This window comes from Winogradskyella sediminis, assembly GCF_003387355.1.
GTDB lineage: Bacteria > Bacteroidota > Bacteroidia > Flavobacteriales > Flavobacteriaceae > Winogradskyella > Winogradskyella sediminis.
On record NZ_QUNH01000001.1, the window covers coordinates 258,023 to 281,914 of the forward strand.

General features: G+C 33.5%; 25 protein-coding genes and 1 tRNA gene. 13 read left to right on the forward strand and 13 right to left on the reverse strand.

Going from position 1 to position 23,892, the window contains the following annotated elements; translation table 11 throughout:
* Positions 1–250: 250 nt before the first annotated feature.
* From C8N41_RS01110 to C8N41_RS01120, 3 genes are all read right to left on the reverse strand, one after another.
* Positions 251–625 carry an endonuclease domain-containing protein gene (locus C8N41_RS01110; protein WP_115837854.1) on the reverse strand — a complete coding sequence of 125 codons (375 nt, stop codon included), beginning with the start codon at positions 623–625 and terminating at the stop codon, positions 251–253.
* A 627-nt stretch (positions 626–1,252) separates the two neighbouring features.
* Positions 1,253–1,627: an endonuclease domain-containing protein gene (locus C8N41_RS01115; RefSeq protein ID WP_115837856.1), complete on the reverse strand. Its 375-nt coding sequence runs from the start codon at positions 1,625–1,627 to the stop codon at positions 1,253–1,255.
* Between the two features lie 408 nt (positions 1,628–2,035).
* Complete coding sequence (locus C8N41_RS01120; protein WP_115837858.1) at positions 2,036–3,667, reverse strand: ABC-F family ATP-binding cassette domain-containing protein; 1,632 nt, start codon at positions 3,665–3,667, stop codon at positions 2,036–2,038.
* Between the two features lie 170 nt (positions 3,668–3,837).
* Here C8N41_RS01120 and C8N41_RS16855 point away from each other — a divergent pair, with 170 nt between their 5' ends.
* Positions 3,838–3,987, forward strand: coding sequence for a hypothetical protein (locus C8N41_RS16855; RefSeq protein ID WP_170137068.1), 150 nt, complete (start codon positions 3,838–3,840; stop codon positions 3,985–3,987).
* 163 nt (positions 3,988–4,150) lie between these two features.
* On the opposite strand, the gene C8N41_RS01130 is transcribed toward C8N41_RS16855, so the two are convergent.
* Entirely contained in the window at positions 4,151–4,795 is a 645-nt protein-coding gene (locus C8N41_RS01130; RefSeq protein WP_115837861.1) for a TonB-dependent receptor plug domain-containing protein, read from the reverse strand.
* Between the two features lie 117 nt (positions 4,796–4,912).
* Between C8N41_RS01130 and C8N41_RS01135 the strand changes: the two genes are divergently transcribed.
* From C8N41_RS01135 to C8N41_RS01190, 12 genes are all read left to right on the forward strand, one after another.
* Entirely contained in the window at positions 4,913–5,884 is a 972-nt protein-coding gene (locus C8N41_RS01135) for an L-threonylcarbamoyladenylate synthase (protein WP_115838757.1), read from the forward strand.
* A gap of 159 nt (positions 5,885–6,043) precedes the next feature.
* Entirely contained in the window at positions 6,044–6,499 is a 456-nt protein-coding gene (gene rplM, locus C8N41_RS01140) for a 50S ribosomal protein L13 (RefSeq protein ID WP_092446511.1), read from the forward strand.
* Positions 6,500–6,886, forward strand: a complete 387-nt coding sequence (gene rpsI / locus C8N41_RS01145) for a 30S ribosomal protein S9 (RefSeq protein ID WP_092446510.1) — start codon at positions 6,500–6,502, stop codon at positions 6,884–6,886.
* Between the two features lie 217 nt (positions 6,887–7,103).
* The gene (rpsB, locus tag C8N41_RS01150; protein ID WP_092446509.1) at positions 7,104–7,892 is read left to right on the forward strand and encodes a 30S ribosomal protein S2; all 789 of its coding nucleotides are present in this window, start codon (positions 7,104–7,106) and stop codon (positions 7,890–7,892) included.
* An 81-nt stretch (positions 7,893–7,973) separates the two neighbouring features.
* A complete protein-coding gene (gene tsf, locus C8N41_RS01155; protein WP_092446508.1) occupies positions 7,974–8,948 on the forward strand; it encodes a translation elongation factor Ts in 975 nt (324 codons plus the stop codon).
* Positions 8,949–9,177: 229 nt separating this feature from the next.
* Positions 9,178–9,885 (forward strand): UMP kinase, encoded by a 708-nt coding sequence (gene pyrH / locus C8N41_RS01160; RefSeq protein ID WP_092446507.1) that lies wholly within the window; start codon positions 9,178–9,180, stop codon positions 9,883–9,885.
* A gap of 47 nt (positions 9,886–9,932) precedes the next feature.
* Positions 9,933–10,487: a ribosome recycling factor gene (gene frr / locus C8N41_RS01165; protein ID WP_092446506.1), complete on the forward strand. Its 555-nt coding sequence runs from the start codon at positions 9,933–9,935 to the stop codon at positions 10,485–10,487.
* Positions 10,488–10,565: 78 nt separating this feature from the next.
* The gene (locus C8N41_RS01170) at positions 10,566–11,846 is read left to right on the forward strand and encodes a DUF5686 family protein (protein WP_115837863.1); all 1,281 of its coding nucleotides are present in this window, start codon (positions 10,566–10,568) and stop codon (positions 11,844–11,846) included.
* A 166-nt stretch (positions 11,847–12,012) separates the two neighbouring features.
* Positions 12,013–14,421 carry an efflux RND transporter permease subunit gene (locus C8N41_RS01175; RefSeq protein ID WP_115837865.1) on the forward strand — a complete coding sequence of 803 codons (2,409 nt, stop codon included), beginning with the start codon at positions 12,013–12,015 and terminating at the stop codon, positions 14,419–14,421.
* Between the two features lie 34 nt (positions 14,422–14,455).
* On the forward strand, positions 14,456–15,889 hold the full coding sequence (gene asnS / locus C8N41_RS01180) for an asparagine--tRNA ligase (protein ID WP_115837867.1): 1,434 nt from the start codon (positions 14,456–14,458) through the stop codon (positions 15,887–15,889).
* Positions 15,890–15,965: 76 nt separating this feature from the next.
* Positions 15,966–17,432 carry an RNA polymerase factor sigma-54 gene (rpoN, locus tag C8N41_RS01185; protein ID WP_115837869.1) on the forward strand — a complete coding sequence of 489 codons (1,467 nt, stop codon included), beginning with the start codon at positions 15,966–15,968 and terminating at the stop codon, positions 17,430–17,432.
* Positions 17,433–17,544: 112 nt separating this feature from the next.
* Positions 17,545–18,153: a hypothetical protein gene (locus C8N41_RS01190; protein WP_092446501.1), complete on the forward strand. Its 609-nt coding sequence runs from the start codon at positions 17,545–17,547 to the stop codon at positions 18,151–18,153.
* Here the strand turns inward: C8N41_RS01190 and C8N41_RS01195 are convergent.
* The 9 genes from C8N41_RS01195 to C8N41_RS01235 form a co-directional block, all read right to left on the reverse strand.
* Positions 18,148–18,846, reverse strand: a complete 699-nt coding sequence (locus tag C8N41_RS01195; RefSeq protein ID WP_092447787.1) for a porin family protein — start codon at positions 18,844–18,846, stop codon at positions 18,148–18,150. The genes C8N41_RS01190 and C8N41_RS01195 overlap by 6 nt on opposite strands.
* A gap of 144 nt (positions 18,847–18,990) precedes the next feature.
* On the reverse strand, positions 18,991–19,458 hold the full coding sequence (locus C8N41_RS01200) for an ExbD/TolR family protein (RefSeq protein WP_092446500.1): 468 nt from the start codon (positions 19,456–19,458) through the stop codon (positions 18,991–18,993).
* Between the two features lie 12 nt (positions 19,459–19,470).
* Positions 19,471–20,106: an ExbD/TolR family protein gene (locus tag C8N41_RS01205; RefSeq protein ID WP_092446499.1), complete on the reverse strand. Its 636-nt coding sequence runs from the start codon at positions 20,104–20,106 to the stop codon at positions 19,471–19,473.
* A gap of 6 nt (positions 20,107–20,112) precedes the next feature.
* Positions 20,113–20,559, reverse strand: a complete 447-nt coding sequence (locus C8N41_RS01210) for a hypothetical protein (protein WP_092446498.1) — start codon at positions 20,557–20,559, stop codon at positions 20,113–20,115.
* 9 nt (positions 20,560–20,568) lie between these two features.
* The gene (locus tag C8N41_RS01215) at positions 20,569–21,339 is read right to left on the reverse strand and encodes a MotA/TolQ/ExbB proton channel family protein (RefSeq protein WP_092446497.1); all 771 of its coding nucleotides are present in this window, start codon (positions 21,337–21,339) and stop codon (positions 20,569–20,571) included.
* A 76-nt stretch (positions 21,340–21,415) separates the two neighbouring features.
* Positions 21,416–21,503: transfer RNA gene (locus tag C8N41_RS01220), tRNA-Ser, on the reverse strand.
* A gap of 84 nt (positions 21,504–21,587) precedes the next feature.
* Positions 21,588–22,616: an asparaginase gene (locus tag C8N41_RS01225; RefSeq protein WP_092446496.1), complete on the reverse strand. Its 1,029-nt coding sequence runs from the start codon at positions 22,614–22,616 to the stop codon at positions 21,588–21,590.
* The gene (locus C8N41_RS01230; RefSeq protein ID WP_115837871.1) at positions 22,617–23,384 is read right to left on the reverse strand and encodes a TatD family hydrolase; all 768 of its coding nucleotides are present in this window, start codon (positions 23,382–23,384) and stop codon (positions 22,617–22,619) included.
* A gap of 157 nt (positions 23,385–23,541) precedes the next feature.
* Positions 23,542–23,892 carry a hypothetical protein gene (locus C8N41_RS01235; RefSeq protein WP_115837873.1) on the reverse strand — a complete coding sequence of 117 codons (351 nt, stop codon included), beginning with the start codon at positions 23,890–23,892 and terminating at the stop codon, positions 23,542–23,544.

Genomic DNA, 23,892 nt, shown 5'->3' on the forward strand with positions numbered 1-23,892 from the left:
GGCGCTTTTTCATATGGTGTTTCTTTCCCTAAAGCGCACTTTATCCTCACGCCTACCCTGATTAAAAGGCAACACATCATTAAAACTGTTTTAAATAGCAATTCTATTTCACACCCCTAAGGTCCCCTCAAAGGGACATTTGATTAAGGAAAATAGAATATTCATAGGATATCAGATTAGGTAATGGTAAAATCAATTTTAATTTTTAAAACTTTTGCTTGTTGGTTAGGATTGTCCCCTTGAGGGGACTTTAGGGGTGTTTTCCTAACAATTCCCTAACCTTCTCTTCAATAACCAACAAAACACTAAACATATTCTTTTTAACCTCCTCATTAGAAAACCTTAAAAAGGTAACATCATAAGCCTCTAGTGCACTTTGCCGTTTGGTATCATATAAAAAACGATGCTCATGACTATCTCCATCAATTTCAATAGCTAAACCTATTTCATGGCAATAAAAATCTACAATGTAATTTAGCATTGGTACTTGCCTATGAAACTGAACACCATAAGCACGCTGTTTTATATGTTGCCATAGCAAGACTTCAGGCAAAGTGCTATGCTTCCGGAGTTGTCTAGCCAGTGCTTTTAATTCTGGGTTGTATGGAATGATGTTGTTTTTCATTTTACAGACTTTATGACGCGTCTTTTACACCCCTAAAAAGCTATACTAAGAACTTTATACGACAGCAGACTTTTCAGCTCAATAATCCTCAAACAGACAATCCATACTAAGGAACTTTCAGTAAAAAAGAACGTCTAGACTACCAAAGGGATGATGTCACTAATACTGAATATAATACAAATCAAACCAAGGGTTCACCCATATTTACCTCGGGTATTAAGCGGGTCATAAGCGGGTTATCCTCGGGTATATACCGCCCTATCCTAAACTAAAAGGCCAATAACAAATACTAAAAAACTTCAATTAGAATAAAGCCAACACCCTAGAACTATCGACGCTTTTTCATATGGTGTTTCTTTCCCTAAAGCGCACTTTATCCTCACGCCTACCCTGATTAAAAGGCAACACATCATTAAAACTGTTTTAAATAGCAATTCTATTTCACACCCCTAAGGTCCCCTCAAAGGGACATTTGATTAAGGAAAATAGAATATTCATAGGATATCAGATTGAGTAATGGTAAAATCAATTTTAATTTTTAAAACTTTTGCTTGTTGGTTAGGATTGTCCCCTTGAGGATTATTGAGATGAAAATATATTTTCATTGAAGATACCGAGCGTAGCTCATTAGGGGTGTTTTCCTAACAATTCCCTAACCTTCTCTTCAATAACCAACAACACACTAAACATATTCTTTTTAACCTCGTCATTAGAAAACCTTAAAAAAGTAACATCATAAGCCTCTAATTTAGTATGCCGTTTTGCATCATATAAAAAACGATGCTCATGACTATCTCCATCTATTTCAATAGCTAAACCTATTTCATGGCAATAAAAATCTACAATGTAATTTAGCATTGGCACTTGCCTATGAAACTGAACACCGTAAGCACGTTGTTTTATATGTTGCCATAGCAAGACCTCAGGCAAAGTGCTATGTTTCCGGAGTTGTCTAGCCAGTGCTTTTAATTCTGGATTGTATGGAATGATTTTGTTTTTCATTTTACATACTTTATGACGCTGCTTTTTACACCCCTAAAGAGTTACGCTCGGTATTTCCACGAAAGAATTCTTTAAGCTCAGTATTCCTAAAAGTGAACAATCCATACTAAGAAAGTTTTAGCAAAAAAGATAGTTAAGAAATTATGTCATTAAACTACTGAATTTAATACAAATCAAACCAAGGGTTCACCCATAGCCCCTCCGTATGTACTCCGTATGTACTCCGAATCAACCGGAAATAGGCCACAACCTAAAATAAATACTAAGGATATGATCTAAAGTTATCATTTTGTAAGGTTCCTCAATTAGTTTTAACTCTAATAGCTCCTTTAACGACTTTATCATGGTGTAGTACTTGAGTAAATTAAAAGTTCTAAGACTTCTACAAATTGGCTATAACGCCTATTACTAAAGATCCAATCCTTTCAAACTCTCAACACGATTCCTAATTAAGAAATCATCAATAGTTTCAAAATGTTCAACAACGCGTTTTTCTTTAAACTCAAAGACTTTATTTGAGAGTCCTTGTAAGAAATCCCTATCGTGAGACACGAGAATTAAAGTCCCATCAAAATTTTGAAGTGCTTCTTTTAAAACATCCTTCGATTTTAAATCTAAGTGATTGGTAGGCTCATCGAGAATCAATAAGTTTACAGGTTCTAATAAGAGTTTCACCATGGCTAATCTGGTTTTTTCTCCACCAGATAACACGCTCACTTTCTTTTCAACATCATCTCCTCTAAACATAAAACCTCCCAAAATACTTTTAATCTGAGTTCTTACATCACCTTGCGCCACTTCATCAACGGTTTGAAAAATAGTTAAACTTTCGTCTAATAAAGCCGCTTGATTTTGGGCAAAATACCCCACCTTAACGTTATGACCAAGAGTGCACGTGCCTTCTACATCAATTTCACCTAAAATAGCTTTTATCATGGTAGATTTTCCTTCACCGTTTCGTCCCACAAAACAGACTTTTTCACCTCTTGCAATAGACATGTTAGCATCTTTAAATACCACATGGTCATCATAAGATTTAGAAACATCCTTTACCGTCACCGGATAATCACCAGAACGCTGTGTCGGTGGGAAACGCAATTTTAAAGCAGACGTATCAATCTCGTCTATTTCAATAATATCTAGTTTTTCTAACATGCGCTCTCTAGAAGACACTTGGTTGGTTTTAGAATAGGTCCCTTTAAAGCGTTCAATAAACGCCATATTATCGGCAATAAACTTCTGCTGCTCTTGATACGCTTTTATTTGATGTACTCGTCGGTCTTCACGCAATTGAAGGTAATGCGTATAATTAGCCTTATAATCGTAAATACGACCCATAGTCACTTCAATCGTTCTGTTGGTAATATTATCTACAAACGCGCGATCGTGAGAAATGACGACAACAGCATTCGCTTTATTCAGTAAAAAATCTTCGAGCCAAATGACCGATTCAATATCTATATGGTTGGTTGGCTCATCTAATAAAATCAAATCAGGTTTTTGCAATAAAATCTTAGCCAATTCAATTCGCATACGGTAACCTCCAGAAAATTCATTGGTTTGCCTTGTAAAATCGTCTTGTTTAAACCCTAAACCTTTCAATGCTTTTTCAACTTCAGCATCATAATTCACATCTTCCAAAGCGTAATATTTCTCACCCAAATCAGACACACGCTCAATGATTTTCATGTAGTCGTCAGATTCGTAATCCGTTCTAGTTTCTAATTGTTTATTTAGATCTTCCATTTCGTCGCGCATGGTGAATACATGACTAAAAGCTTTAGAAGCTTCATCAAAAACAGTGGTGTTATCTTCCGTTAACAAATGTTGAGGCAAATAGGCGATAACAGCATCTTTAGGGCATCTCACATTACCACGTGTGGCACTTTGTACACCTGCAATAATTTTCATCATGGTCGATTTTCCCGCACCATTCTTACCCATAAGAGCAATTTTGTCATTTTCATTTATTGTAAACGACACATCGCTAAACAAAGTGTGACCACTAAATTCTACTGCCAAATTATCTACTGAAATCATAATCGAAATTTTGAAGTTGCAAAACTACTAAATGGAACGTCATTATTTATACATATAACGAAAATTGTATAAGGTCCTATTTCAGTTAATTCTAATCCTATTTCCGTTAACCACTCTACGACTTAAAAGCTAATTTTAAAAACATAGTATTAATTTAAATTTGAACCATTATGATTATCACAAAAGTCTTAGGATTAACTAGTGCATTAACTAAAAGTAAAAAAGCAAAAATCGCTATCTTAGGTTTAGAAATGGCAGTATTAGGATATGCATTATATCAACAAAAGCAAGAAAATAAAAATAAACGTCTTAAATCTTAGTGGTATGAGATTTTGAAGTAATTTTGCAATCGTCTTTATAAGATAATGAGTATTATTTCAAAAGATATATAAGAAGCCGTTAAACTTCTTACGGCAAAAGACATTGTTGCTATCCCAACAGAAACAGTCTATGCATTAGCCGGTAACCTATATATTGAAAAAATTAATTAGTTGTTATTATGATGACACCATTTGCTCCTCTAACTCCATAAGACGCAGCTGAACTATCCTTAAGAATACTAACACTTTTTATATTTGAAGGTACAAGACTAGAAATTACACTGGTTGGCGATCCATTAACAATAAATAGAGGTTCGCTCGACCCATTAAAACTAATATCATATCCCCTTATTCTAATTTGATTGTCAGAAGATATTTTTAGCATTGGTGCTTTTGCTCTAAGGTAATCATATATAGTAGCAAAATATTGATCGGGTTTAGTTTTTCTTGCTTTTTTTTGTCTATCTAAAGCAAGTAATTCAATATAATCACCTTTATTTAAACTTTCTTTAGTAAAAGTAATGGTTGCTTTATTATTTTCTTTAAAAACAATGCTCTCGAAACCTTCCTTTTCAGAATAAGCAGAGATAGTTGTTGGCAGTTCTTTCACTTTTATTTTCAATTCACCTTTTTTATTAGTTGTTTTTCTATTTTTAACGTCATCTAAAAAAACTATTGCATTATGAACTGCATTGTCTAAAGAATCCTTAACTGTAATAGTTATAGTAACCTTCTTGTCTAGTTTTTGAGCAAAACCAAGTAACGAAAAGGTAATAGCAACAGTAAGTAAAGTGTGTTTTAATTTCATTAAAAAAAATTTGATTACACAATATACGATTATTTTATAATCCATCACTATTTTCTAATTAGAAATCCCAAGAATAAATTTAATATATTAGATTAATTTTGTCACATGGAAACAAAGATGAGTATTATTTCAAAAGACATATCAAAAGCGATTCAACTCTTAACAGCTGAGGATATTGTTGCTATTCCAACAGAAACAGTCTATGGTTTAGCAGGTAATATCTATAGTGAAAAAGCGATAAAAGCTATTTTTGAAACGAAAAGGCGACCATTTTTTAATCCGCTTATTGTTCATATTCCTTCTATAGACGAGCTTTCTAATATAGTTGAACACATCCCAGCAAAAGCACAATTATTAGCAGAAGCCTTTTGGCCAGGACCAATAACACTGGTTTTAAAAAAGAAAGGGATTATTCCAGATTTAATAACGGGAGGAAAAGATACCGTTGCCGTGCGTGTGCCTAATCACCCAACAACGTTAGAATTATTAAATCGCTTAGATTTTCCATTAGCAGCACCAAGTGCCAATCCTTTTAGTAGTATTAGCCCAACTACAGCGCAGCATGTAGAAGCTTATTTTAAAGATGCTATTAAAATGGTTTTAGATGGTGGAGCGTGTACAAGTGGTATTGAATCCACTATTATTGGTTTTGAAAATGACGAACCTATGATATATAGACTCGGTTCAAAATCACTAGAAGATATTGAAGCCATAGTTGGAACGATTGAAATTAAAAATTCGGTTAAAAGTCAAACGGAAGCTATTCCCGATGCACCAGGCATGTTAGAACGTCACTACGCACCAAAAACAAAAACCATCTTAACAACTAATATTTTAGAATCAATAAATCTTCATAAAAACAAACGTATTGGACTATTAACGTTTCAGTCTGAAATTGATCATCCTAATATTGAGGTTCAAATAGCACTATCAACATCTGGTGTTTTAGTTGAATCGGCTTCAAATTTATATGATGTGCTTCATCAGTTAGATAAGATGCATCTCGATATTATTATTGCTGAAGAATTTCCAGATTACGGTTTAGGAAAATCTATAAACGACCGACTTACTAGAGCTACAAAACACTAAGCAAAAAAGCCTTTTTTTAAACACGCTGATTTTCAGCGCAAAAATATATGCATCAAGGTTTGGTAAATCAATACTTTATCGTAAATTTGCAAACTCTTTTTTGAAGAGGAATGTTTAATCTATTGTGTCATTTAAGGCACAATTATAAATCAAATTAGTGTGGATACATTAAGCTACAAAACAGTTTCAGCTAACAAAGCTACCGTTAATAAGGAGTGGATTTTAGTTGATGCTGAAGGACAAACTTTAGGTCGCTTAGCTTCAAGAGTCGCAATACTTTTAAGAGGTAAGCACAAACCTAATTTTACGCCACACGTTGATTGCGGTGATAACGTAATTGTTATCAATGCAGAAAAAATCAACTTAACTGGTAACAAATGGACGGAAAAAAGTTACATCCGTCACACAGGTTATCCAGGTGGACAAAAAAGTCTGACAGCTACTGAAATGTTTGAGAAAGACCCAACCAGATTAGTAGAAAAGTCAGTGAAAGGAATGTTGCCTAAAAACAAATTAGGAGCAACCCTTTTTAGAAACTTAACTGTTGTTTCAGGTACAGAGCATGCACATGCAGCGCAAAAACCTAAAGCAATGAAATTAAATGAAATTAACTAAATGGAAGTAATTCACAAAATTGGCCGTAGAAAGACGGCTGTTGCTCGTGTGTACGTTGCCGAAGGTACTGGCAAAATCACAGTGAACAAAAAAGACATGGCGGATTATTTTAGTACTGCAACATTGCAATACAAAGTAAACCAACCTTTAGCCTTGACTAACAATGATGGCAACTTTGATATTACTGTTAACGTATATGGAGGTGGTATCACCGGCCAGGCAGAAGCAATACGTTTAGGATTATCTCGCGCTATGTGCGAACTAGATCCTGAAAACAGACTAGTATTAAAGCCAGAAGGTCTATTAACGAGAGACCCAAGAATGGTAGAGCGTAAGAAATTCGGACAGAAGAAAGCGCGTAAGAAATTCCAATTCTCGAAACGTTAATATCCAAACAACACTTAATTCAGAACTTGTATTTACGAGTTCTGAATTATTTTATTTTATTGAAAAGATTCTGAAATACTTTAGAATCAATTAAAACAGATCTTGAAATAAATTCAGGACTAAAAGTTTAGCATCTAAATGAAGCCAACAGCCAATAGCTAATAACTAAAAGCCCAACGGAACATTGCTAATTTAACAGAACGTAAACTATTACAACATGGAAAAAGTAGAAGTAAAAGAATTACTTGACGCAGGTGTACACTTCGGTCACCTTACACGTAAGTGGAACCCAAACATGGCCCCTTACATTTATATGGAACGTAACGGTATCCATATTATCAACCTTTACAAAACAGCAGCAAAAATTGAAGAAACTTCTGAAGCCTTAGCTAAAATAGCAGCATCAGGAAAGAAAATCTTATTCGTTGCCACTAAAAAACAAGCCAAAGACATCGTTGCTGAAAAAGCAGGTGCTGTAAACCAACCTTATATTACTGAGCGTTGGCCAGGTGGAATGTTAACCAACTTTGTAACTATCAGAAAAGCCGTAAAGAAAATGGCTTCTATTGATAGAATGAAGAAAGACGGTACATTCAACTCTTTATCTAAAAAAGAACGTTTACAAGTAAATCGTTTACGTGCAAAATTAGAAAAGAACTTAGGTTCTATTTCTGATATGACACGTTTACCAGGTGCAATCTTTGTTGTAGATATTATGCGTGAGCATATTGCAATTAAAGAAGCTCAAAAATTGAACATTCCAATTTTTGCAATGGTAGATACAAACTCTGATCCACGTGAAGTTGATTATTTAATCCCTTCAAACGATGATGCTTCTAAATCTATAGACAAAATCTTATCTATCGTAACTTCTGCTATTGCTGATGGTTTAAACGAAAGAAAAGCAGAACGTTCAGAAAAAGAAGGTAAAGCTAAAAAAGCAGACGCAAAAGCAAAACCTGCTCCAAAAGCAGACGCAGCAGTTGCATCTGAGGAAGAAGAATAAATAACATTTATACAATATTAAAAGTCATTTAGTTCTTTTCGTTTTGAAAATTAATTAAATGACTTTTTAAATTTAAAAATTATGGAAAATACTGTAAAAATTACAGCAGCAGAAGTAAACAAGCTTAGAAAAGCTACTGGTGCTGGTATGATGGATTGTAAAAAAGCTTTAGTTGAAGCTGGTGGTGATTTTGATAAAGCCATTGAAGTTTTACGTAAAAAAGGACAAAAAGTTGCAGAAAAAAGAGCCGACAGAGATTCTTCTGAAGGTGCTGCAATCGCAAAAATTAATGCAGATAATACATCTGGTGTAGCTATAGTATTAGGTTGTGAAACTGATTTTGTTGGTAAAAATGAAAATTTCGTAGCATTAGCTAACCAATTAGCTGATATCGCTTTAAACCATGACTCTAAAGAAGCATTTTTAGCTGCTGATTTTGATGGTATGACTGTAGCTGAAAAATTAGTTGAACAAACTGGGGTTATCGGTGAAAAATTAGACATCACTGCTTTCGAAAAGTTAGATGCTCCTTATGTTGGACAATATGTTCACATTAACAAAATTGCTGCTTTAGTAGGGTTATCTGCAAAAGTAGATAATGCTGAAACTTTAGTTAAAGATGTTGCTATGCAAGTTGCTTCTATGGGAGCAACCTCATTATCTTACAAAGATTTTGATCCAGCTTATGTTGCCTCTGAAACAGAAGCTCGTATCGCTGTAATTGAAAAAGATAATATTGAATTAGGACGTTTAGGTAAAACCTTAAAGAATGTACCAAAATACATCTCTATGGCACAATTAACTCCGGAAGTGATAGCTGAAGCTGAAGAAGCTGCAAAAGCAGAATTAAAAGCTGAAGGTAAGCCAGAGCAAATCTGGGACAGAATTTTACCTGGTAAAATGGAACGTTTTATTTCTGATAACACAACTTTAGACCAAGAACAATGTCTTTTAGACCAAAAGTTTATTAAAGACGAAAAGCAAACAGTTGCTGATTACGTTGCTTCTTATGGTGATGTTGCTGTTACTGGTTTTAAACGTGCTACAGTAGGTTAATATATTACTCTGTAAACGCAGAAATCTATATCGTTATAAAAGTCATTACTCTTAATTTGAGTAATGACTTTTTTTTGCTTTTTTTTCACTTTTACAGATGCTAATAATTACGTAGCTTTGCCCAACCTTTAAATCATCTAACATCAGAATAAAAATGATATATTAATTTCATTTTTATTTTGTATTAGATTATTACGTAACGCCATTAAATAGCAATAGAAACAATCTAATGAAATACAAAAGAATATTACTCAAATTATCTGGTGAGGCCTTAATGGGTAACCGTCAATATGGTATAGATCCAGAGCGCCTTTCAGAGTATGCCAAGGATATTAAAGAAATAACTGAATTAGGTGTAGAAGTTGCTATCGTTATTGGTGGCGGAAATATCTTTAGAGGTGTTGCAGGTGCTATGAATGGTATGGATCGTGTACAAGGAGACCATATGGGTATGCTGGCTACAGTTATTAATGGTTTAGCTTTACAGAATGCCTTAGAAGATGCTGGCATTAAAACACGCTTACAAACAGCCATTAAAATAAATGAAGTTGCAGAACCGTTTATAAGAAGAAAAGCAATGAGCCACCTTAATAAAGGCCGTGTTGTTATCTTTGGTGGCGGAACCGGAAATCCTTACTTTACTACCGATTCTGCAGCCGTATTACGCGCTATAGAAATCGAAGCCGATGTAATTTTAAAAGGTACACGTGTAGATGGTATTTATTCTGCAGACCCAGAAAAAGATAGCACAGCTGTAAAGTTTGATCAAATATCTTTTAAAGATGTTTTGCTTAAAGGTTTAAAGGTTATGGATACGACAGCATTCACTTTAAGTCAAGAAAATGAATTACCAATTATTGTTTTTGATATGAATAAAAAAGGAAACTTATTAAAAGTAGTTTCTGGAGAAAATATAGGAACAGAAGTTAATGTTTAAAAACTTTGGCTTAAACTTTGATAACTCTCAACTAAAACGTTAATACAATGAACGAAGACATTAAATTTATAATCGATAGTGCAAAAGAAGCTATGGATGCTGCTCTAAAGCATTTAGCTAAACAATTAACTAATATTAGAGCTGGTAAAGCTAGTCCTGCAATGTTAGGTAGTGTTATGGTAGATTATTATGGTTCGCAAACACCATTAAGTCAGGTAGCAAATGTAAATACACCAGACGGACGAACTATATCTGTTCAACCTTGGGAAAAGAATATGCTTCAAGAAATTGAACGCGGTATTATGATTGCAAATCTTGGTTTTAATCCTATGAATAATGGTGATACTATCATTATAAACGTGCCACCATTAACTGAAGAGAGACGACGTAATTTAGCAAAACAGGCCAAATCTGAAGCTGAAGATGCTAAAATTGGTATTAGAAATGCACGTAAAGACGCTAATCACGAAATAAAAGACTTAGATGTTTCTGAAGATTTACAAAAAAATGCAGAGATAGAAATTCAAAAATTAACGGATACTTACGTTAAGAAAATCGATGAAACTCTAGAGATAAAAGAAAGTGAAATTATGACGGTGTAATTTCAACATTCAAAAAACGCATAACATCCCAAGTCTTTTTTTGGGATGTTTTTTTACATATAAAATTAAACCTATAACATGCGAAAGCACCTGTTTGTCGTTTTACTTTTAACGCTTGCATCGCACGGTTATGCACAGCGAGGCCTCCAAAGTAAAAAAGATTCTACAAAAACAGTTCAGGATTCCATTAAGAAAATAGAATTCTTAAAAAATATAGGAAACGGTTTTTTGCCTTTTAATTACTTTAATCTCGATTTAAAATATCTTATTAAATTCAACCAATACGAAGGCTTACGAAGTGGATTAGGCGGCATTACAAACGATCGTTTTTCAGACCGATACCGTGTTGATGGATATGTTGTTTACGGTTTTAAAGACAAACGATTTAAATACAAAATTGGTGGAGGCTTTAGAATTAACAAATCTTCAAACACATGGATTAACCTCGCATATATAGATGATCTGCAAGAAACTGGAAGTTCCAAATTTTTAACAGATAAGCGTTTTTTTACCTTTTTTGAACCCAGATTACTCAACATCGATTTGTTTCATAAACACATCACTAAATCAGTTGGACTACAACATAAATTCTCTAATCATTTACTATTAGAATCCCAGTTAGCGACTTCAAAAGTTGAACCAACATACTTTTACAATTTTTTAATAGATAATAAAATCTATTCTAATTTTGATTTAAGCACTGCTAAAACAAGCTTACAATGGAGTCCGTTTAGCGAATTTTCAGAAATCAATGGCAAATTTGAAGAAACAAAAAATGGTTTTCCCAAATTTACATTACAATATACCCAAGGGTTTAAATCTGTTTTAGGTAGTGATTTTACGTTTTCAAAAATAGACTTTAGAACCATTCAAGAATTTAAACATAAGAATGAGGCCAACACTAAACTTACGCTTGTGGCCGGACTTGCCAAAGGAGATGTTCCCATCACACATTTGTATCATGCCTCTCCGAACAACATCACTAAAGAAACTATAATGCAACGCTTTTCTGTAGCAGGTTTAAACAGTTTTGAAACTATGTATTTTAATGAATTTTTTAGCGATAGATTTTCGACATTACAGATAAAACACACTTTTAAACCCTTCAAAATATCGGACCGTTTTAAACCACAGTTAGTATTAATATCGCGATACGCTATTGGTAACATGAATAATATAGAAAGACACCAAGGCATACAGTTCAATACATTGAATAAGCTCTATTCAGAATCTGGTATTGAAATCAACAAATTGCTTTTCGGTTTTGGTTTGAGTTTTGCCTATAGGTATGGTGGTTACCACCTCGAAGATTTTGAAGATAACATAGCCTTTAAGTTTACCTTCAATATTTCATTATAATCCAAATTATATTACTGTTAATTAACCTACAAATCCTTAGGTTTTTTCTACCTTTACCACTTATTTTTGTCCATTAGCGATATTCAATATTATAAGCCTATCGTTTCAAAAATTAATAAATTTTAATTAATACCTCACGATCTCACTCTGAGGAAGTTACTAAAACATGTTAAAACTTTTTACCACAGGTTTTTGGGAAGCAATTGCGAGACTTATTCTACGTAACAAAATTTTTATACTTATCTCCATAATTTTGGCGACTATCTTTTTTAGCTTTCAATGGAAACACATGCGTTTTTCATCAACTGAAGCTAATTTATTGCCAGATGACCATGAGGTTAACTTAATATATAACGAGTTTTTAGACATCTTTGGCGAAGAAGGTAATTTAGTGGTCTTAGGTATTAAAGATTCTACCTTATTTTCTGTAAAACAACTGAATGCCTGGAATGCTCTTGCAGATTCATTTAAAGGTTATGAGGAAGTTGAAGCAGTTGTATCTATAAAAGACCTTCAGAAACTAGTTAAAAATACCGAAAAAGTACAATTTGAGTTAGAGCCTTTTATTAAAGATTCTATATCGAGTCTTGCACAGGTCAATCAACTTCAAACAGAACTTTTTGAACAATACCCTTTTTACGACAATTTCTTATTTAACCCTGAGACCAAAACGGTTAGAACGGCTATTTACTTAAAAAAGGATATTATTAACACTCCTGAGAGAAAAGCGTTTATTATAAATCACTTGCAAGAAAAAATTGATACATATGAAGCTCAAACTGGTTTAGATGTTAGGGTTTCTGGAATGCCATATATACGTACCTTAAACTCTCAGAGTATTATTGATGAGATTCCTATTTTTATTGGAGGCGCACTGTTTGTAACTTCATTAATTTTCTTCTTATTTTTTAGATCATTTACAGCTACTTTTATTTCGCTAGTGGTTGTATGTATTGGTGTAATGTGGACTTTTGGAATTCTCGGACTCCTTGGCTACGAAATTACGGTTCTTACCGCTTTAATTCCACCGTTAATTATCGTTATCGGTATTCCGAATTGTATTTTCTTAATTAATAAATTTCAGCACGAAGTTAAATCTCACGGTAATAAAGTAAAATCTTTACAGCGTGTAATTACTAAGGTTGGTAACGCTACACTAATGACCAATGTCACAACAGCTTCTGGTTTTGCGACATTTATTCTTACGGAAAGTACGCTGCTTAAAGAGTTTGGTATTGTAGCATCATTGAGCATTTTGGCAATTTTTACATTGTGCTTAATGATTATTCCTATAATGTATACGTTTTTGCCTTACCCTAAAGAACGCCATCTAGAGCATTTAAATAAGCGTTGGATTGGTGCCTTTGTGAATTGGATGGAATCTATGGTAAAAAACAAAAAAATTACCATCTATATCACCACTCTAATCTTAATTGTAGCAAGTATTATTGGTATTCATCAAATTAAGATTTCTGGAAGCCTTATAGAGGATATGCCTCAAAACACTACCTTTTTTAAAGACATTCGATTTTTTGAGTCTGAATTTAATGGTATTATGCCGTTAGAAATAATGATTAATACCAAACGTAAAAAAGGGGTTATGAAATTAGCCACTTTAAAACGTATGGATGAGCTTGAAGAATTAATTGAGGACATACCAGAATTATCGCGGCCTATTTCAGTTGTAAGCTTAGTAAAATATAGTAAGCAAGCGTATTATAATGGCAATCCAAAATACTATCAACTACCAACAAGTCAAGAAAATAGTTTCATTTTATCTTATGCTAAAAATTCAGCAACTGATGTTGATATGCTTAATAATTTTGTGGATAGCACAGGACAATATGCACGCATTACCACATTTATGAAAGATATTGGTACGGACAAAATGGAACGTATTCAAGAAGATCTTCAAGATGAAATAAACAAACTTTTCCCTAAAGAACGTTACGACGTTATTATTACAGGTAAAGCTCTCGTTTTTCAGAAAGGAACAAAATATTTGGTTAAAAACCTAGCCATATCATTAACCTTAGCCATAGTACTTATCGCCTTATTTATGGCCTATTTATTCCGTTCTTTTAGAATGATTATTGTGTCGTTAATGCCAAATTTACTGCCGCTATTAGTTACGGCAGGTATTATGGGTTATATTGGTGTCCCAATAAAACCATCTACAATTTTAGTGTTTAGTATCGCTTTTGGTATTTCTGTAGACGACACCATTCACTTTTTAGCAAAATACCGCCAAGAGCTACAAGCTAACAACTGGAAAATTAAAAAATCTGTATACGCTGCACTGCGAGAAACCGGAGTGAGTATGATTTATACTTCTATTGTATTATTCTTTGGATTTTCGGTATTTACAATATCTAATTTTGGAGGCACAGTAGCTTTAGGAGCTTTAGTATCTATAACCTTATTATTTGCTATGCTATCTAACTTACTGTTATTACCTTCGCTATTATTATCTTTAGAGCGAAATATTGCTAATAAAGAAGTATTAAGAGAACCTTCTATTAATATTATTGCATCGGAGGATATAGACGAAGACTCAAAAAAAAGTAAAGACTAACAACATATTTAAGCATTTAAAATTATTTATAAAAATGACTTCAAAAACTGTCGCACAATTATTATCACAAGATGTCACCTTACAAGACGTTTCTATTAAAGGTTGGGTAAGAACTTTTAGGGCAAACCGATTTATTGCCTTAAATGATGGTTCTACTATTAATAATATTCAATGTGTTGTTGATTTTGAAAATTTCGACGAAGCCCTTTTAAAGCGCGTCACTACAGGTGCAGCAATACATGTTACTGGAGAGTTGGTAGAAAGCCAGGGAAAAGGACAATCGGTTGAAATTGTTGTAAAAACATTAGAAATTTTAGGAGATTCCGATCCTGAAACTTACCCTATTCAACCCAAAAAACACTCTTTTGAATTCTTAAGAGAAAACGCACATTTACGTACCAGAACAAACACTTTTAGTGCTGTAATGCGTTTACGTTCGTCATTATCATTTGCGGTTCACAAATATTTTAATGAGAACGGTTTTAACTATATGCATACACCTATTATAACCGGAAGTGATGCTGAAGGTGCAGGAGAAATGTTTAGAGTAACAGGTTTAGATGCAAAAAATCCTCCATTAAACGAAGATGGCTCCGTAAATTACAAAGAAGATTTCTTCGGAAAAGAAACTAATTTAACGGTGTCTGGCCAGCTTGAAGCTGAAACCTATGCCATGTCTTTAGGCAAAGTTTACACCTTTGGACCAACATTTAGAGCCGAAAATTCTAATACAACACGTCACCTAGCAGAGTTCTGGATGATTGAACCAGAAGTTGCCTTTATGGATTTGGCTGGTAATATGGATTTGGCGGAAGATTTTATGAAATCTGTTTTAAGTCATATCCTAGAAAACAATAAAGAAGATTTAGAATTTTTAGAGAAACGTCTTTTAGATGAGGAAAAAACAAAACCTCAGGCCCAACGTAGCGAGATGAGCTTAATTGAAAAAATTAAGTTTGTAGTAGATAATAACTTTAAACGCGTAAGCTATACGGAAGCTATTGATATCTTAAGAAACTGTAAGCCAAATAAAAAGAAGAAATTCAACTACATCATTGAAGAATGGGGAGCAGATTTACAGTCTGAACACGAACGTTATTTAGTTGAAAAACATTTTAAATGTCCGGTAATATTATTTGATTACCCAGCCAATATTAAAGCCTTCTACATGCGTCTAAATGAAGATGGCAAAACCGTTAGAGCTATGGATATCCTGTTTCCAGGAATAGGAGAAATGGTAGGAGGATCGCAACGTGAAGAACGTTTAGACGTATTAAAAGAAAAAATGAAAGCTTTAGATATACCAGAAGAAGAGTTATGGTGGTATTTAGATTTACGAAAATATGGTACTGCAGTACACTCTGGCTTTGGTTTAGGGTTTGAGCGTTTGGTAATGTTTGCTACTGGGATGGGAAATATTAGAGATGTAATACCTTATCCTAGAACACCACAAAACGCAGAGTTTTAATTATTATATTTAAACCTGTTAGGTTGCAAAGCCTGATAGGTTTTTTTATTATTTTTATCTTATCAATTAAAAGCATATGTCATTAAAGCAGTTTTTACAATTTAAGCTCTCTCAGAAGTTGTCTCCTCAACAGATTCAACTTATGAAGTTGATTCAATTGCCTACACAAGCTTTTGAGCAGCGTTTAAAACAAGAGTTAGAAGAAAATCCTGCCTTAGACACTGGAAAAGAATCAGAGACGTCTGAAGACAGTTTTGATGAGTTTGATAATTCTGAAGAAACATACGATGATAATGAAACTATAGAAGCTGACGATATTAATATTGATGAATATCTAAGTGATGACGAAATACCTGAATACAGAACACAAGCCAATAACTACAGTGCGGATGATGACGATAAATCTGTGCCATATGCCGCAGGGACTTCGTTTACACAGCATTTAATTAATCAGTTAAATACCTTCAGGTTAACTGACCAAGAAGAAGAAATTGCCTATTTCCTTGTTGGTAGTGTTGATGAAAGCGGTTATATACGTCGTTCCTTATCTGACATTACCGATGATTTAGCGTTTACGCAAAATGTATACACAACAGAAGAGGAAGTTGAAAAGGTTTTGGGAGTCGTTCATCAATTAGATCCTGCAGGAGTTGGCGCACGTAATCTGCAAGAGTGTTTAAGTATACAATTGCACCGCAAAGAACAGCATCCAGATGTAGAATTAGCAACGACTATTATAGATAATGGTTTTGAGCAATTTACTAAAAAGCATTACAAAAAGTTAATGCAAAAATTTAACATTAACGAGGAACACCTTAAAGATGCTATTGAAGAAATTGAAAGGCTAAATCCTAAGCCAGGAGGTTCTTATGCTGGTAACAATAAAATTGTAGAACATATTGTACCTGATTTCGCCATAAAGATTGTGGATGGCGAATTAGAATTAACGCTCAATGGTAGAAATGCACCAGAGCTTCACGTCTCTAGAGAATACAATAACATGCTAAAAGGCTATAAAGAGACAAAAGATAAATCTAAAGCCCAAAAGGATGCCGTAATGTTTATAAAGCAAAAGTTAGATGCTGCCAAATGGTTTATAGAAGCTGTAAGACAACGTCAGCAAACATTATTTGTGACTATGAGCGCTATTATGCACTATCAAAAGGAATATTTCTTAACAGGGGACGAGCGTAATTTGCGACCAATGATCTTAAAGGATATTGCCGATGAAATTGAAATGGATGTTTCCACTATTTCTCGTGTGGCCAATAGCAAATATGTTGACACTCCTTATGGTACAAAATTGATAAAAGAATTCTTTTCAGAATCTATGACTAACGATCAGGGTGAAGAAGTTTCTACCAGAGAAATTAAAAAGATTCTTGAAACCGTTATAGACGAAGAAAGCAAAAAGAAACCATTAACAGACGAAGCCCTTTCTAAAATTCTAAAGGAAAAAGGTTATCCTATTGCAAGACGAACTGTCGCCAAATACAGAGAACAATTAGACATTCCTGTAGCTCGATTACGAAAAGAGCTTTGAGTTGAATACGAATAACAACTTTTATACTAATGCTGACGTCAATAAGCGTTGATCAAAAGCTAAAATATAGACTGACTTTTATGAAGATAATACTTTACATTTGTTATTACACATGAAGGAATTTATCTTAAAAGGTATATCATTTGTTTTTCACCCATTAATAATGCCGTTATTGGGTATACTTTTCTATTTTTCTAAGACACCACGTTATATACCAGAGCCTGTAAGAAATGCTAAAATATTTTCGATTGTTATTCTTACCATTATACTTCCCATTCTTCTGTTTTTCTTACTTAAAACAATTAATAAAGTCAACTCTATCTATTTAAAGAGTACCAAAGAACGATTAATACCACTTTTTATTAATTGTGTGATTACTTTATTGATTTTAATACGTGTATTACCACCAGAAGAAATTATTGAATTGTACTACTTCTTTGTAGGTATTCTATTATCTACATTGACGTGCTTTATACTAGCTGTTTTCAAAATTAAGGCAAGTATTCATATGATAGCAGCTTCGGGTTTCTTTATGTTTGCTGTTGCTATAAGCATGCATTACCACATCAATATAAATGGTACAATTGCATTAATGATGGTTATTCTTGGTGCCATAGCTACCTCACGTTTACATCTTAAAGCGCACACGTCTCAAGAGTTAATTGTAGGTATAATTACTGGTTTGGTTCCGCAGAGTATTCTACTACATTATTGGTTATAGAATGTAAAACATTAATCCTATTTTTAAGGAGGTCATGTCTAAACTATTACCTTCAAAAGACGTCGTACCATCAAATATAGAATTAAGTCCATAATATACATGAAAATTCCATGTTCCATAACCAGCACTCAAGGTTAATCCATATTGCATACTATTAAAACTATTGATATTAGAGAGCTTTTCTGTAGTGACCTCGCTCTTAAACTTTGTTGTATTATAAACCACGTAACCCACTTTAAATCCTGTGTAAATACGCCAAAAATTATATTCGCTTTGGCTTGATGTTCTCCATCTCAACTCAAAAGGAACTTCAACTAGGTAGGTCGCAAACTTATTTTTGGATACATCATAATCACCTTCATCAATTTTAGTAAAATTAATAGTATTATCAATTTCCTGAATTAAAACATTTTTCTGGTTATATGAATTTGCGGAAATACCTAAACCTAAACCCAAGGCTACATTACGCCTTTTATTAATGGGCATATCTCGTATAAAGCCCAGATGAAAACCAGAAGAAAAACCTGTTTGAGAAATATCACTAGGTTTATCATTAAGTAAATTATAGGTCACAGCTGCATAAAACTGATCTTCTCTGTACTTGGTATAAAGCTCTGGCGTATTGGTATCATACTTTTGAGAAAAGCCCAAAAAACTCATTAATATAAGGATTGGTAACAGATAACGTTTCATGTGCAATCTCAATAATTTAATATATATACTAGACATTGAATACCTCTTGTTATGGATGCCTAAAGCTACAAAATCTTTAATATCTATAATACAAAAAAGCGCCCTGATTACTCAGGACGCTTCTTCAATAAAATTAAGAATATATTAAAACTCTTCAGTTTTTGTATTCGCAATATACATTACTTTTAATGCATTTGCTTTACGCAGTTCTTGTTTTATATCAGATACTAAACCTGCGTTGGTATTTTTATCAACTTTAAGACCTACAACAACTTTACTTTGTAGTTCTTCATTCATTTCAACAATACCTTGATTAATAGAAGACTGAACATCTTCTACAGTAATAAATGCATCGTTGTACTGAATTCTTGGTTCTTCACCAAATTGCTTGTACTGACTACTAGGTTTACCTGCATAGATAAAAATTGTTCTATCTTTTTTCAGCTTTTCTACTTGGTCTGCACTTGGTAATTGGTTCTCAATCATTAATGAACTATCGCGCATTACAGTTGCAACCATAAAAAAGAAAAGCAACATAAATACAATATCTGGTAATGATGCCGTTGAAATTGCAGGCAAATCACCTTTATCTTTCTTTCTAAATTTAGACATAATTGTTACTTTTTATTTTTTATCTGGTTCTGCTTCGGACAATTTCATTGGGAATAACTTCTTAATGGTTTCTATACGCTCATTAAGAACTTCATCCTTACTAAATTGATTCTTCTCTTTCTCTTCAAGCATAGCCGTAAATACTTTTTCTGCATCTGGGTAATACTTTTTATAAAGTCTAGATGCTTCTCGCTCTCTTAAGAAATTATAAGCTGCAACCAACTCATTTTGTACATCCATGTACTTTTCATAAGTGGTTTCTCTATCGTGTTTCATTGAGATAATTGCTTTATCAGGGTGATCAGAGGAATCCTCTAAACGTTTTCCTTTACAATAATCACAACGCTCACCAGCTTGGTTCGTTCCGCCACCATTATCTAAGAAATCTATAGTCGCTTGTCTTAACTCGCTAATAGGAATTTCTTCTTCCTCAACTAAAAGTTGATTATTACGGTTAATATTAACTGTAAATAGGTTTTTCTGTTTAATTACAGGTGGTTCAACTTCGGTGTCATCAATAGGCGGCAAACTTCTTAATAATCCTTTATCCTTCTCAATAGTTGTGGTAACTAAGAAAAATATAAGTAATAAGAAGGCAATGTCAGCCATTGATCCTGCATTAACTTCGGGTGCTGCTCTTTTTGCCATGTTATATTATTTACTGATTACTTTTTTAACTCCTGAAAAAATCATAGTTATTGCAGCAACAGCTAATAATATATAAAAAGCTACTAAACCAGCTCCTACCATTGTAGATTGACTTTCTGTTGCAATACCATCTTGTAATTTATACTGCATATCGTCTCCACCAGAAATCACATATGAAATGATTAATACGGCTGCAAAAGCTCCTACACCAATAAGTGTGTTTTTTAGTCCTGCTGTATTTGTGAATAGATTCTTTAAGACAAAAACCACCACAAATAATAAAACGAGTCCTAATATAATATAAGCTGTAATAGCTATCGGATCTACAATAGCAGTATCTCCTGCTAATGCCGCTGCTTTTATTTCATCATCACCTACCGCAATTATTCTTCCAAGAAAGATAATGCCAAGTACACTGATAATAGCAGCTACTATTTTTAATATTTTGTGCATAATTGTTTTTTATTTTTTGTGTCTTACTAATAAATCCATCAATGTAATTGATGCATCCTCCATATCATTTACAATACTATCAATTTTAGCAATGATGTAATTGTAAAAGATTTGAAGTATAATCGCTACAATAAGTCCAAATACCGTTGTTAAAAGTGCTACTTTAATACCACCTGCTACTAAAGAAGGTTGCATATCACCAGCGGCTTCAATTTTATCAAAGGCTTGAATCATACCGATTACCGTACCCATGAAACCAAGCATTGGTGCTAAAGCGATAAATAATGATATCCAAGACACGTTCTTTTCTAATTGTCCCATTTGCACGCCACCATAAGCTACAACAGCTTTTTCAGCAGCATCAATATCTTCATCGGCTCTGTCTAAACCTTGATAGAAAATAGAAGCAACAGGCCCTTTTGTATTTCTACAAACTTCTTTTGCAGCTTCGATACCACCAGAATTCAGGGCATCTTCTACATTTTGTGTTAATTTTTTAGTGTTTGTTGTCGAAAGATTTAAAAAGATAATTCTCTCTATAGCGATAGCTAAACCAAGAATTAAACATAATAGTACAATTCCCATGAAGCCTGGACCACCTTCGATAAAACGCTTTTTTAATTCTTGATGGAAACTCACATCTTCGGAAGCTGTTTCTTCTGCTTGAGTTACACTAGTTACAGTTGCTGTTGCACTTGCAAAGGCTGTTGTTGCATTGGCATTAACAGTTCCGATAGCCATTAAACATGTTATGGCAAGGATAGAAAATAATCTTTTCATTGTTCTGAATCTTAATTTTATTAGTTAAAGTGTTAAAGGTAAAAAAAAATATGCAATAATCGCGCATAAATATCAGCAGAGAGGAAGGGATTCGAACCCTCGATACCCTTTTGAGGTATACACACTTTCCAGGCGTGCGCCTTCGACCACTCGGCCACCTCTCTCTAAATTTAGTCAAAAATTACATTGTGCCAAATAACAAAAAAATCTTCAAACACTAAAATTTATAATGTTATTTTCTGTTATTTTTAGGACATTTCCCCTCTTAAGGACGTTTCAAAAATAGTTTTGAATTCTTTTGCCTCTATTTTCTCTCCTAAAAGGTACATTAATTTGGTTAATGCAGCTTCTGTAGTGATGTCTTTTCCTGAAATAACTCCTAGTGTTTTTAACTGTGAACTGGTTTCATATTGCCCCATATTTACACTGCCTCCTGCGCACTGTGTGACATTGACTATATGAAGTCCTCTTGCAATGGCATCTTTTAGTAAATTTAAAAACCAATCTTCCGTGGTAGCATTACCAGAACCATAGGTTTCTATGATAAGTCCTTTAATTAATTTACTTGTGAGAATGGCTTCGCATATGGGTCTAGAAATACCTGGAAATAGCTTAAGCACACCAATACTTGTATCCATTGCAGTACGTAAAATTAATTTTGTGTTTGGTGTAGGCTTCCATAAATATTCGGAATTCACTTTTAAATGTACACCAGATTCTGCAAGATGCGGATAGTTTAACGACTCAAACGCTTCAAAATGTTCTGCGTTTAGTTTGGTAGTTCTATTACCTCTGTATAATTTATATTCAAAATACAATCCTACTTCTCTAATTATAGGTATTCCTTCTATATTTAAAGAAGCCATTTGAATAGAGGTTATTAAATTTTCTTTTGCATCTGTACGCAAATCTCCTATCGGTAACTGCGAACCCGTAAAGATGACCGGTTTTGCTAAGTTTTCTAACATAAAACTTAGTGCTGATGCAGAGTAACTCATAGTATCACTGCCATGCAACACCACAAAGCCATCATAATTTAGGTAATTCTCACCAATTATGGTCGCAATGTCTCCCCAATATTTGGGATTCATATTAGAGGAATCTATTGGTTCATCAAATGAAATGGTATCAATGGTACAATCTAATAATCTCAATTCTGGAATCTTAACAAGCAAACTATCAAAGTTAAAAGCCTTAAGTGCTCCGTTTTCAACATCTTTAACCATACCGATGGTACCACCTGTATAAATTAATAGGATATGTGGTTGTTTAGTCATCTAGATTCCGAATATAGCTTTTGAATTTTCTGTTGTTATGTTTGCGATGTCTTCTACACCTGTATTATAAAGCTCCGCTAATTTTTCTAATACCTTGTTAATATAAGCACTTTCATTTCGTTTCCCTCTATATGGCTTTGGTGACAAATACGGTGCATCGGTTTCCAAAACAATGTGTTTAAGCTCTATTTGATTAATAAATTGATCAATTTTTCCGTTTTTAAAAGTAACCACACCTCCAATTCCTAATTTCATATTATAGGAAATGGCCTTTTGCGCCTGCTCTAAGGTTCCTGTAAAACAATGGAATATACCAAATAGATCATCAGATTGTTCCGCTTCTAAAACTTCAAAAATTTCATCAAAGGCTTCTCTACAATGAATAACAATAGGAAGTTTATACTGTTTTGCTAACTTTATTTGATACCTAAAAGCTTCTATTTGAATATCTAAAGTAGAGGTATCCCAGTACAAATCAATTCCTATTTCTCCGATAGCACAAAATTTGCGTTTCGCCAAGAAATCTTCCACCAAACGCAACTCTTCTTTATAATTATCTTTTACAGAAGTAGGGTGCAGTCCCATCATTAAAAATACATGCTCAGGGAAATCTTTTTCCAATTGGAGCATGGATTCTGTATATGTAGAGTCTATTGCTGGAATAAAAAAACGTGTAACATTAGCATCAATAGCACGTTGAATCATTTCTGCTCTGTCTTCGGCAAAAGCTTCACTATATAAATGGGTATGGGTATCGGTAATTATCATTTTGCAAAAGTAAAAAAGTCAACTTGGATTTAATGACTTTCATTTTAGTATTTGTAATAAAAAGTAACACTCTGCTTTACCTTTAACATTAATTCATTCTCCTAAAACTCTTAGCATCCGCTATTATTATAATGTTGAAAGGAGAATAGTGGTCTTACTAAGATTTCACAACTAGATTAAAAACTAAGAAAACAATAAAGATGATAACACATAAGGCAATCATAAATTTATAAGAATGCGATTTGGAAGACGCTATACTATTAATATCTTCATCGTATATGGCGTTAAAATACTGACTAGAAATAACATCAAGATTTGCTTTAAAATCAGATATTGGTCGCTCATTTGTAATTTCATGTGTCAGATGATCGGAAATGTCTTTATATATTTCAAAAGCTTGCTTAAACTGAGCATCAGATCGCAAACGCTTATTAAAAATAGACAACTCATCTTTAGTTAAATCACCAACCAAGAACTTTTCGAACTGTATAAAATCTTGTTTTTCCAT

What these genes read in the sequence shown, in the direction of transcription:
- C8N41_RS01110 (WP_115837854.1), bottom strand. Translation starts at nt 625, where the DNA reads ATGAAAAACAACATCATTCCATACAACCCAGAATTAAAAGCACTGGCT.
- C8N41_RS01115 (WP_115837856.1), bottom strand. Translation starts at nt 1,627, where the DNA reads ATGAAAAACAAAATCATTCCATACAATCCAGAATTAAAAGCACTGGCT.
- C8N41_RS01120 (WP_115837858.1), bottom strand. Translation starts at nt 3,667, where the DNA reads ATGATTTCAGTAGATAATTTGGCAGTAGAATTTAGTGGTCACACTTTG.
- C8N41_RS16855 (WP_170137068.1), top strand. Translation starts at nt 3,838, where the DNA reads ATGATTATCACAAAAGTCTTAGGATTAACTAGTGCATTAACTAAAAGT.
- C8N41_RS01130 (WP_115837861.1), bottom strand. Translation starts at nt 4,795, where the DNA reads ATGAAATTAAAACACACTTTACTTACTGTTGCTATTACCTTTTCGTTA.
- C8N41_RS01135 (WP_115838757.1), top strand. Translation starts at nt 4,913, where the DNA reads ATGAGTATTATTTCAAAAGACATATCAAAAGCGATTCAACTCTTAACA.
- rpsI (WP_092446510.1), top strand. Translation starts at nt 6,500, where the DNA reads ATGGAAGTAATTCACAAAATTGGCCGTAGAAAGACGGCTGTTGCTCGT.
- rpsB (WP_092446509.1), top strand. Translation starts at nt 7,104, where the DNA reads ATGGAAAAAGTAGAAGTAAAAGAATTACTTGACGCAGGTGTACACTTC.
- tsf (WP_092446508.1), top strand. Translation starts at nt 7,974, where the DNA reads ATGGAAAATACTGTAAAAATTACAGCAGCAGAAGTAAACAAGCTTAGA.
- pyrH (WP_092446507.1), top strand. Translation starts at nt 9,178, where the DNA reads ATGAAATACAAAAGAATATTACTCAAATTATCTGGTGAGGCCTTAATG.
- frr (WP_092446506.1), top strand. Translation starts at nt 9,933, where the DNA reads ATGAACGAAGACATTAAATTTATAATCGATAGTGCAAAAGAAGCTATG.
- C8N41_RS01170 (WP_115837863.1), top strand. Translation starts at nt 10,566, where the DNA reads ATGCGAAAGCACCTGTTTGTCGTTTTACTTTTAACGCTTGCATCGCAC.
- C8N41_RS01175 (WP_115837865.1), top strand. Translation starts at nt 12,013, where the DNA reads ATGTTAAAACTTTTTACCACAGGTTTTTGGGAAGCAATTGCGAGACTT.
- asnS (WP_115837867.1), top strand. Translation starts at nt 14,456, where the DNA reads ATGACTTCAAAAACTGTCGCACAATTATTATCACAAGATGTCACCTTA.
- rpoN (WP_115837869.1), top strand. Translation starts at nt 15,966, where the DNA reads ATGTCATTAAAGCAGTTTTTACAATTTAAGCTCTCTCAGAAGTTGTCT.
- C8N41_RS01190 (WP_092446501.1), top strand. Translation starts at nt 17,545, where the DNA reads ATGAAGGAATTTATCTTAAAAGGTATATCATTTGTTTTTCACCCATTA.
- C8N41_RS01195 (WP_092447787.1), bottom strand. Translation starts at nt 18,846, where the DNA reads ATGAAACGTTATCTGTTACCAATCCTTATATTAATGAGTTTTTTGGGC.
- C8N41_RS01200 (WP_092446500.1), bottom strand. Translation starts at nt 19,458, where the DNA reads ATGTCTAAATTTAGAAAGAAAGATAAAGGTGATTTGCCTGCAATTTCA.
- C8N41_RS01205 (WP_092446499.1), bottom strand. Translation starts at nt 20,106, where the DNA reads ATGGCAAAAAGAGCAGCACCCGAAGTTAATGCAGGATCAATGGCTGAC.
- C8N41_RS01210 (WP_092446498.1), bottom strand. Translation starts at nt 20,559, where the DNA reads ATGCACAAAATATTAAAAATAGTAGCTGCTATTATCAGTGTACTTGGC.
- C8N41_RS01215 (WP_092446497.1), bottom strand. Translation starts at nt 21,339, where the DNA reads ATGAAAAGATTATTTTCTATCCTTGCCATAACATGTTTAATGGCTATC.
- C8N41_RS01225 (WP_092446496.1), bottom strand. Translation starts at nt 22,616, where the DNA reads ATGACTAAACAACCACATATCCTATTAATTTATACAGGTGGTACCATC.
- C8N41_RS01230 (WP_115837871.1), bottom strand. Translation starts at nt 23,384, where the DNA reads ATGATAATTACCGATACCCATACCCATTTATATAGTGAAGCTTTTGCC.
- C8N41_RS01235 (WP_115837873.1), bottom strand. Translation starts at nt 23,892, where the DNA reads ATGGAAAAACAAGATTTTATACAGTTCGAAAAGTTCTTGGTTGGTGAT.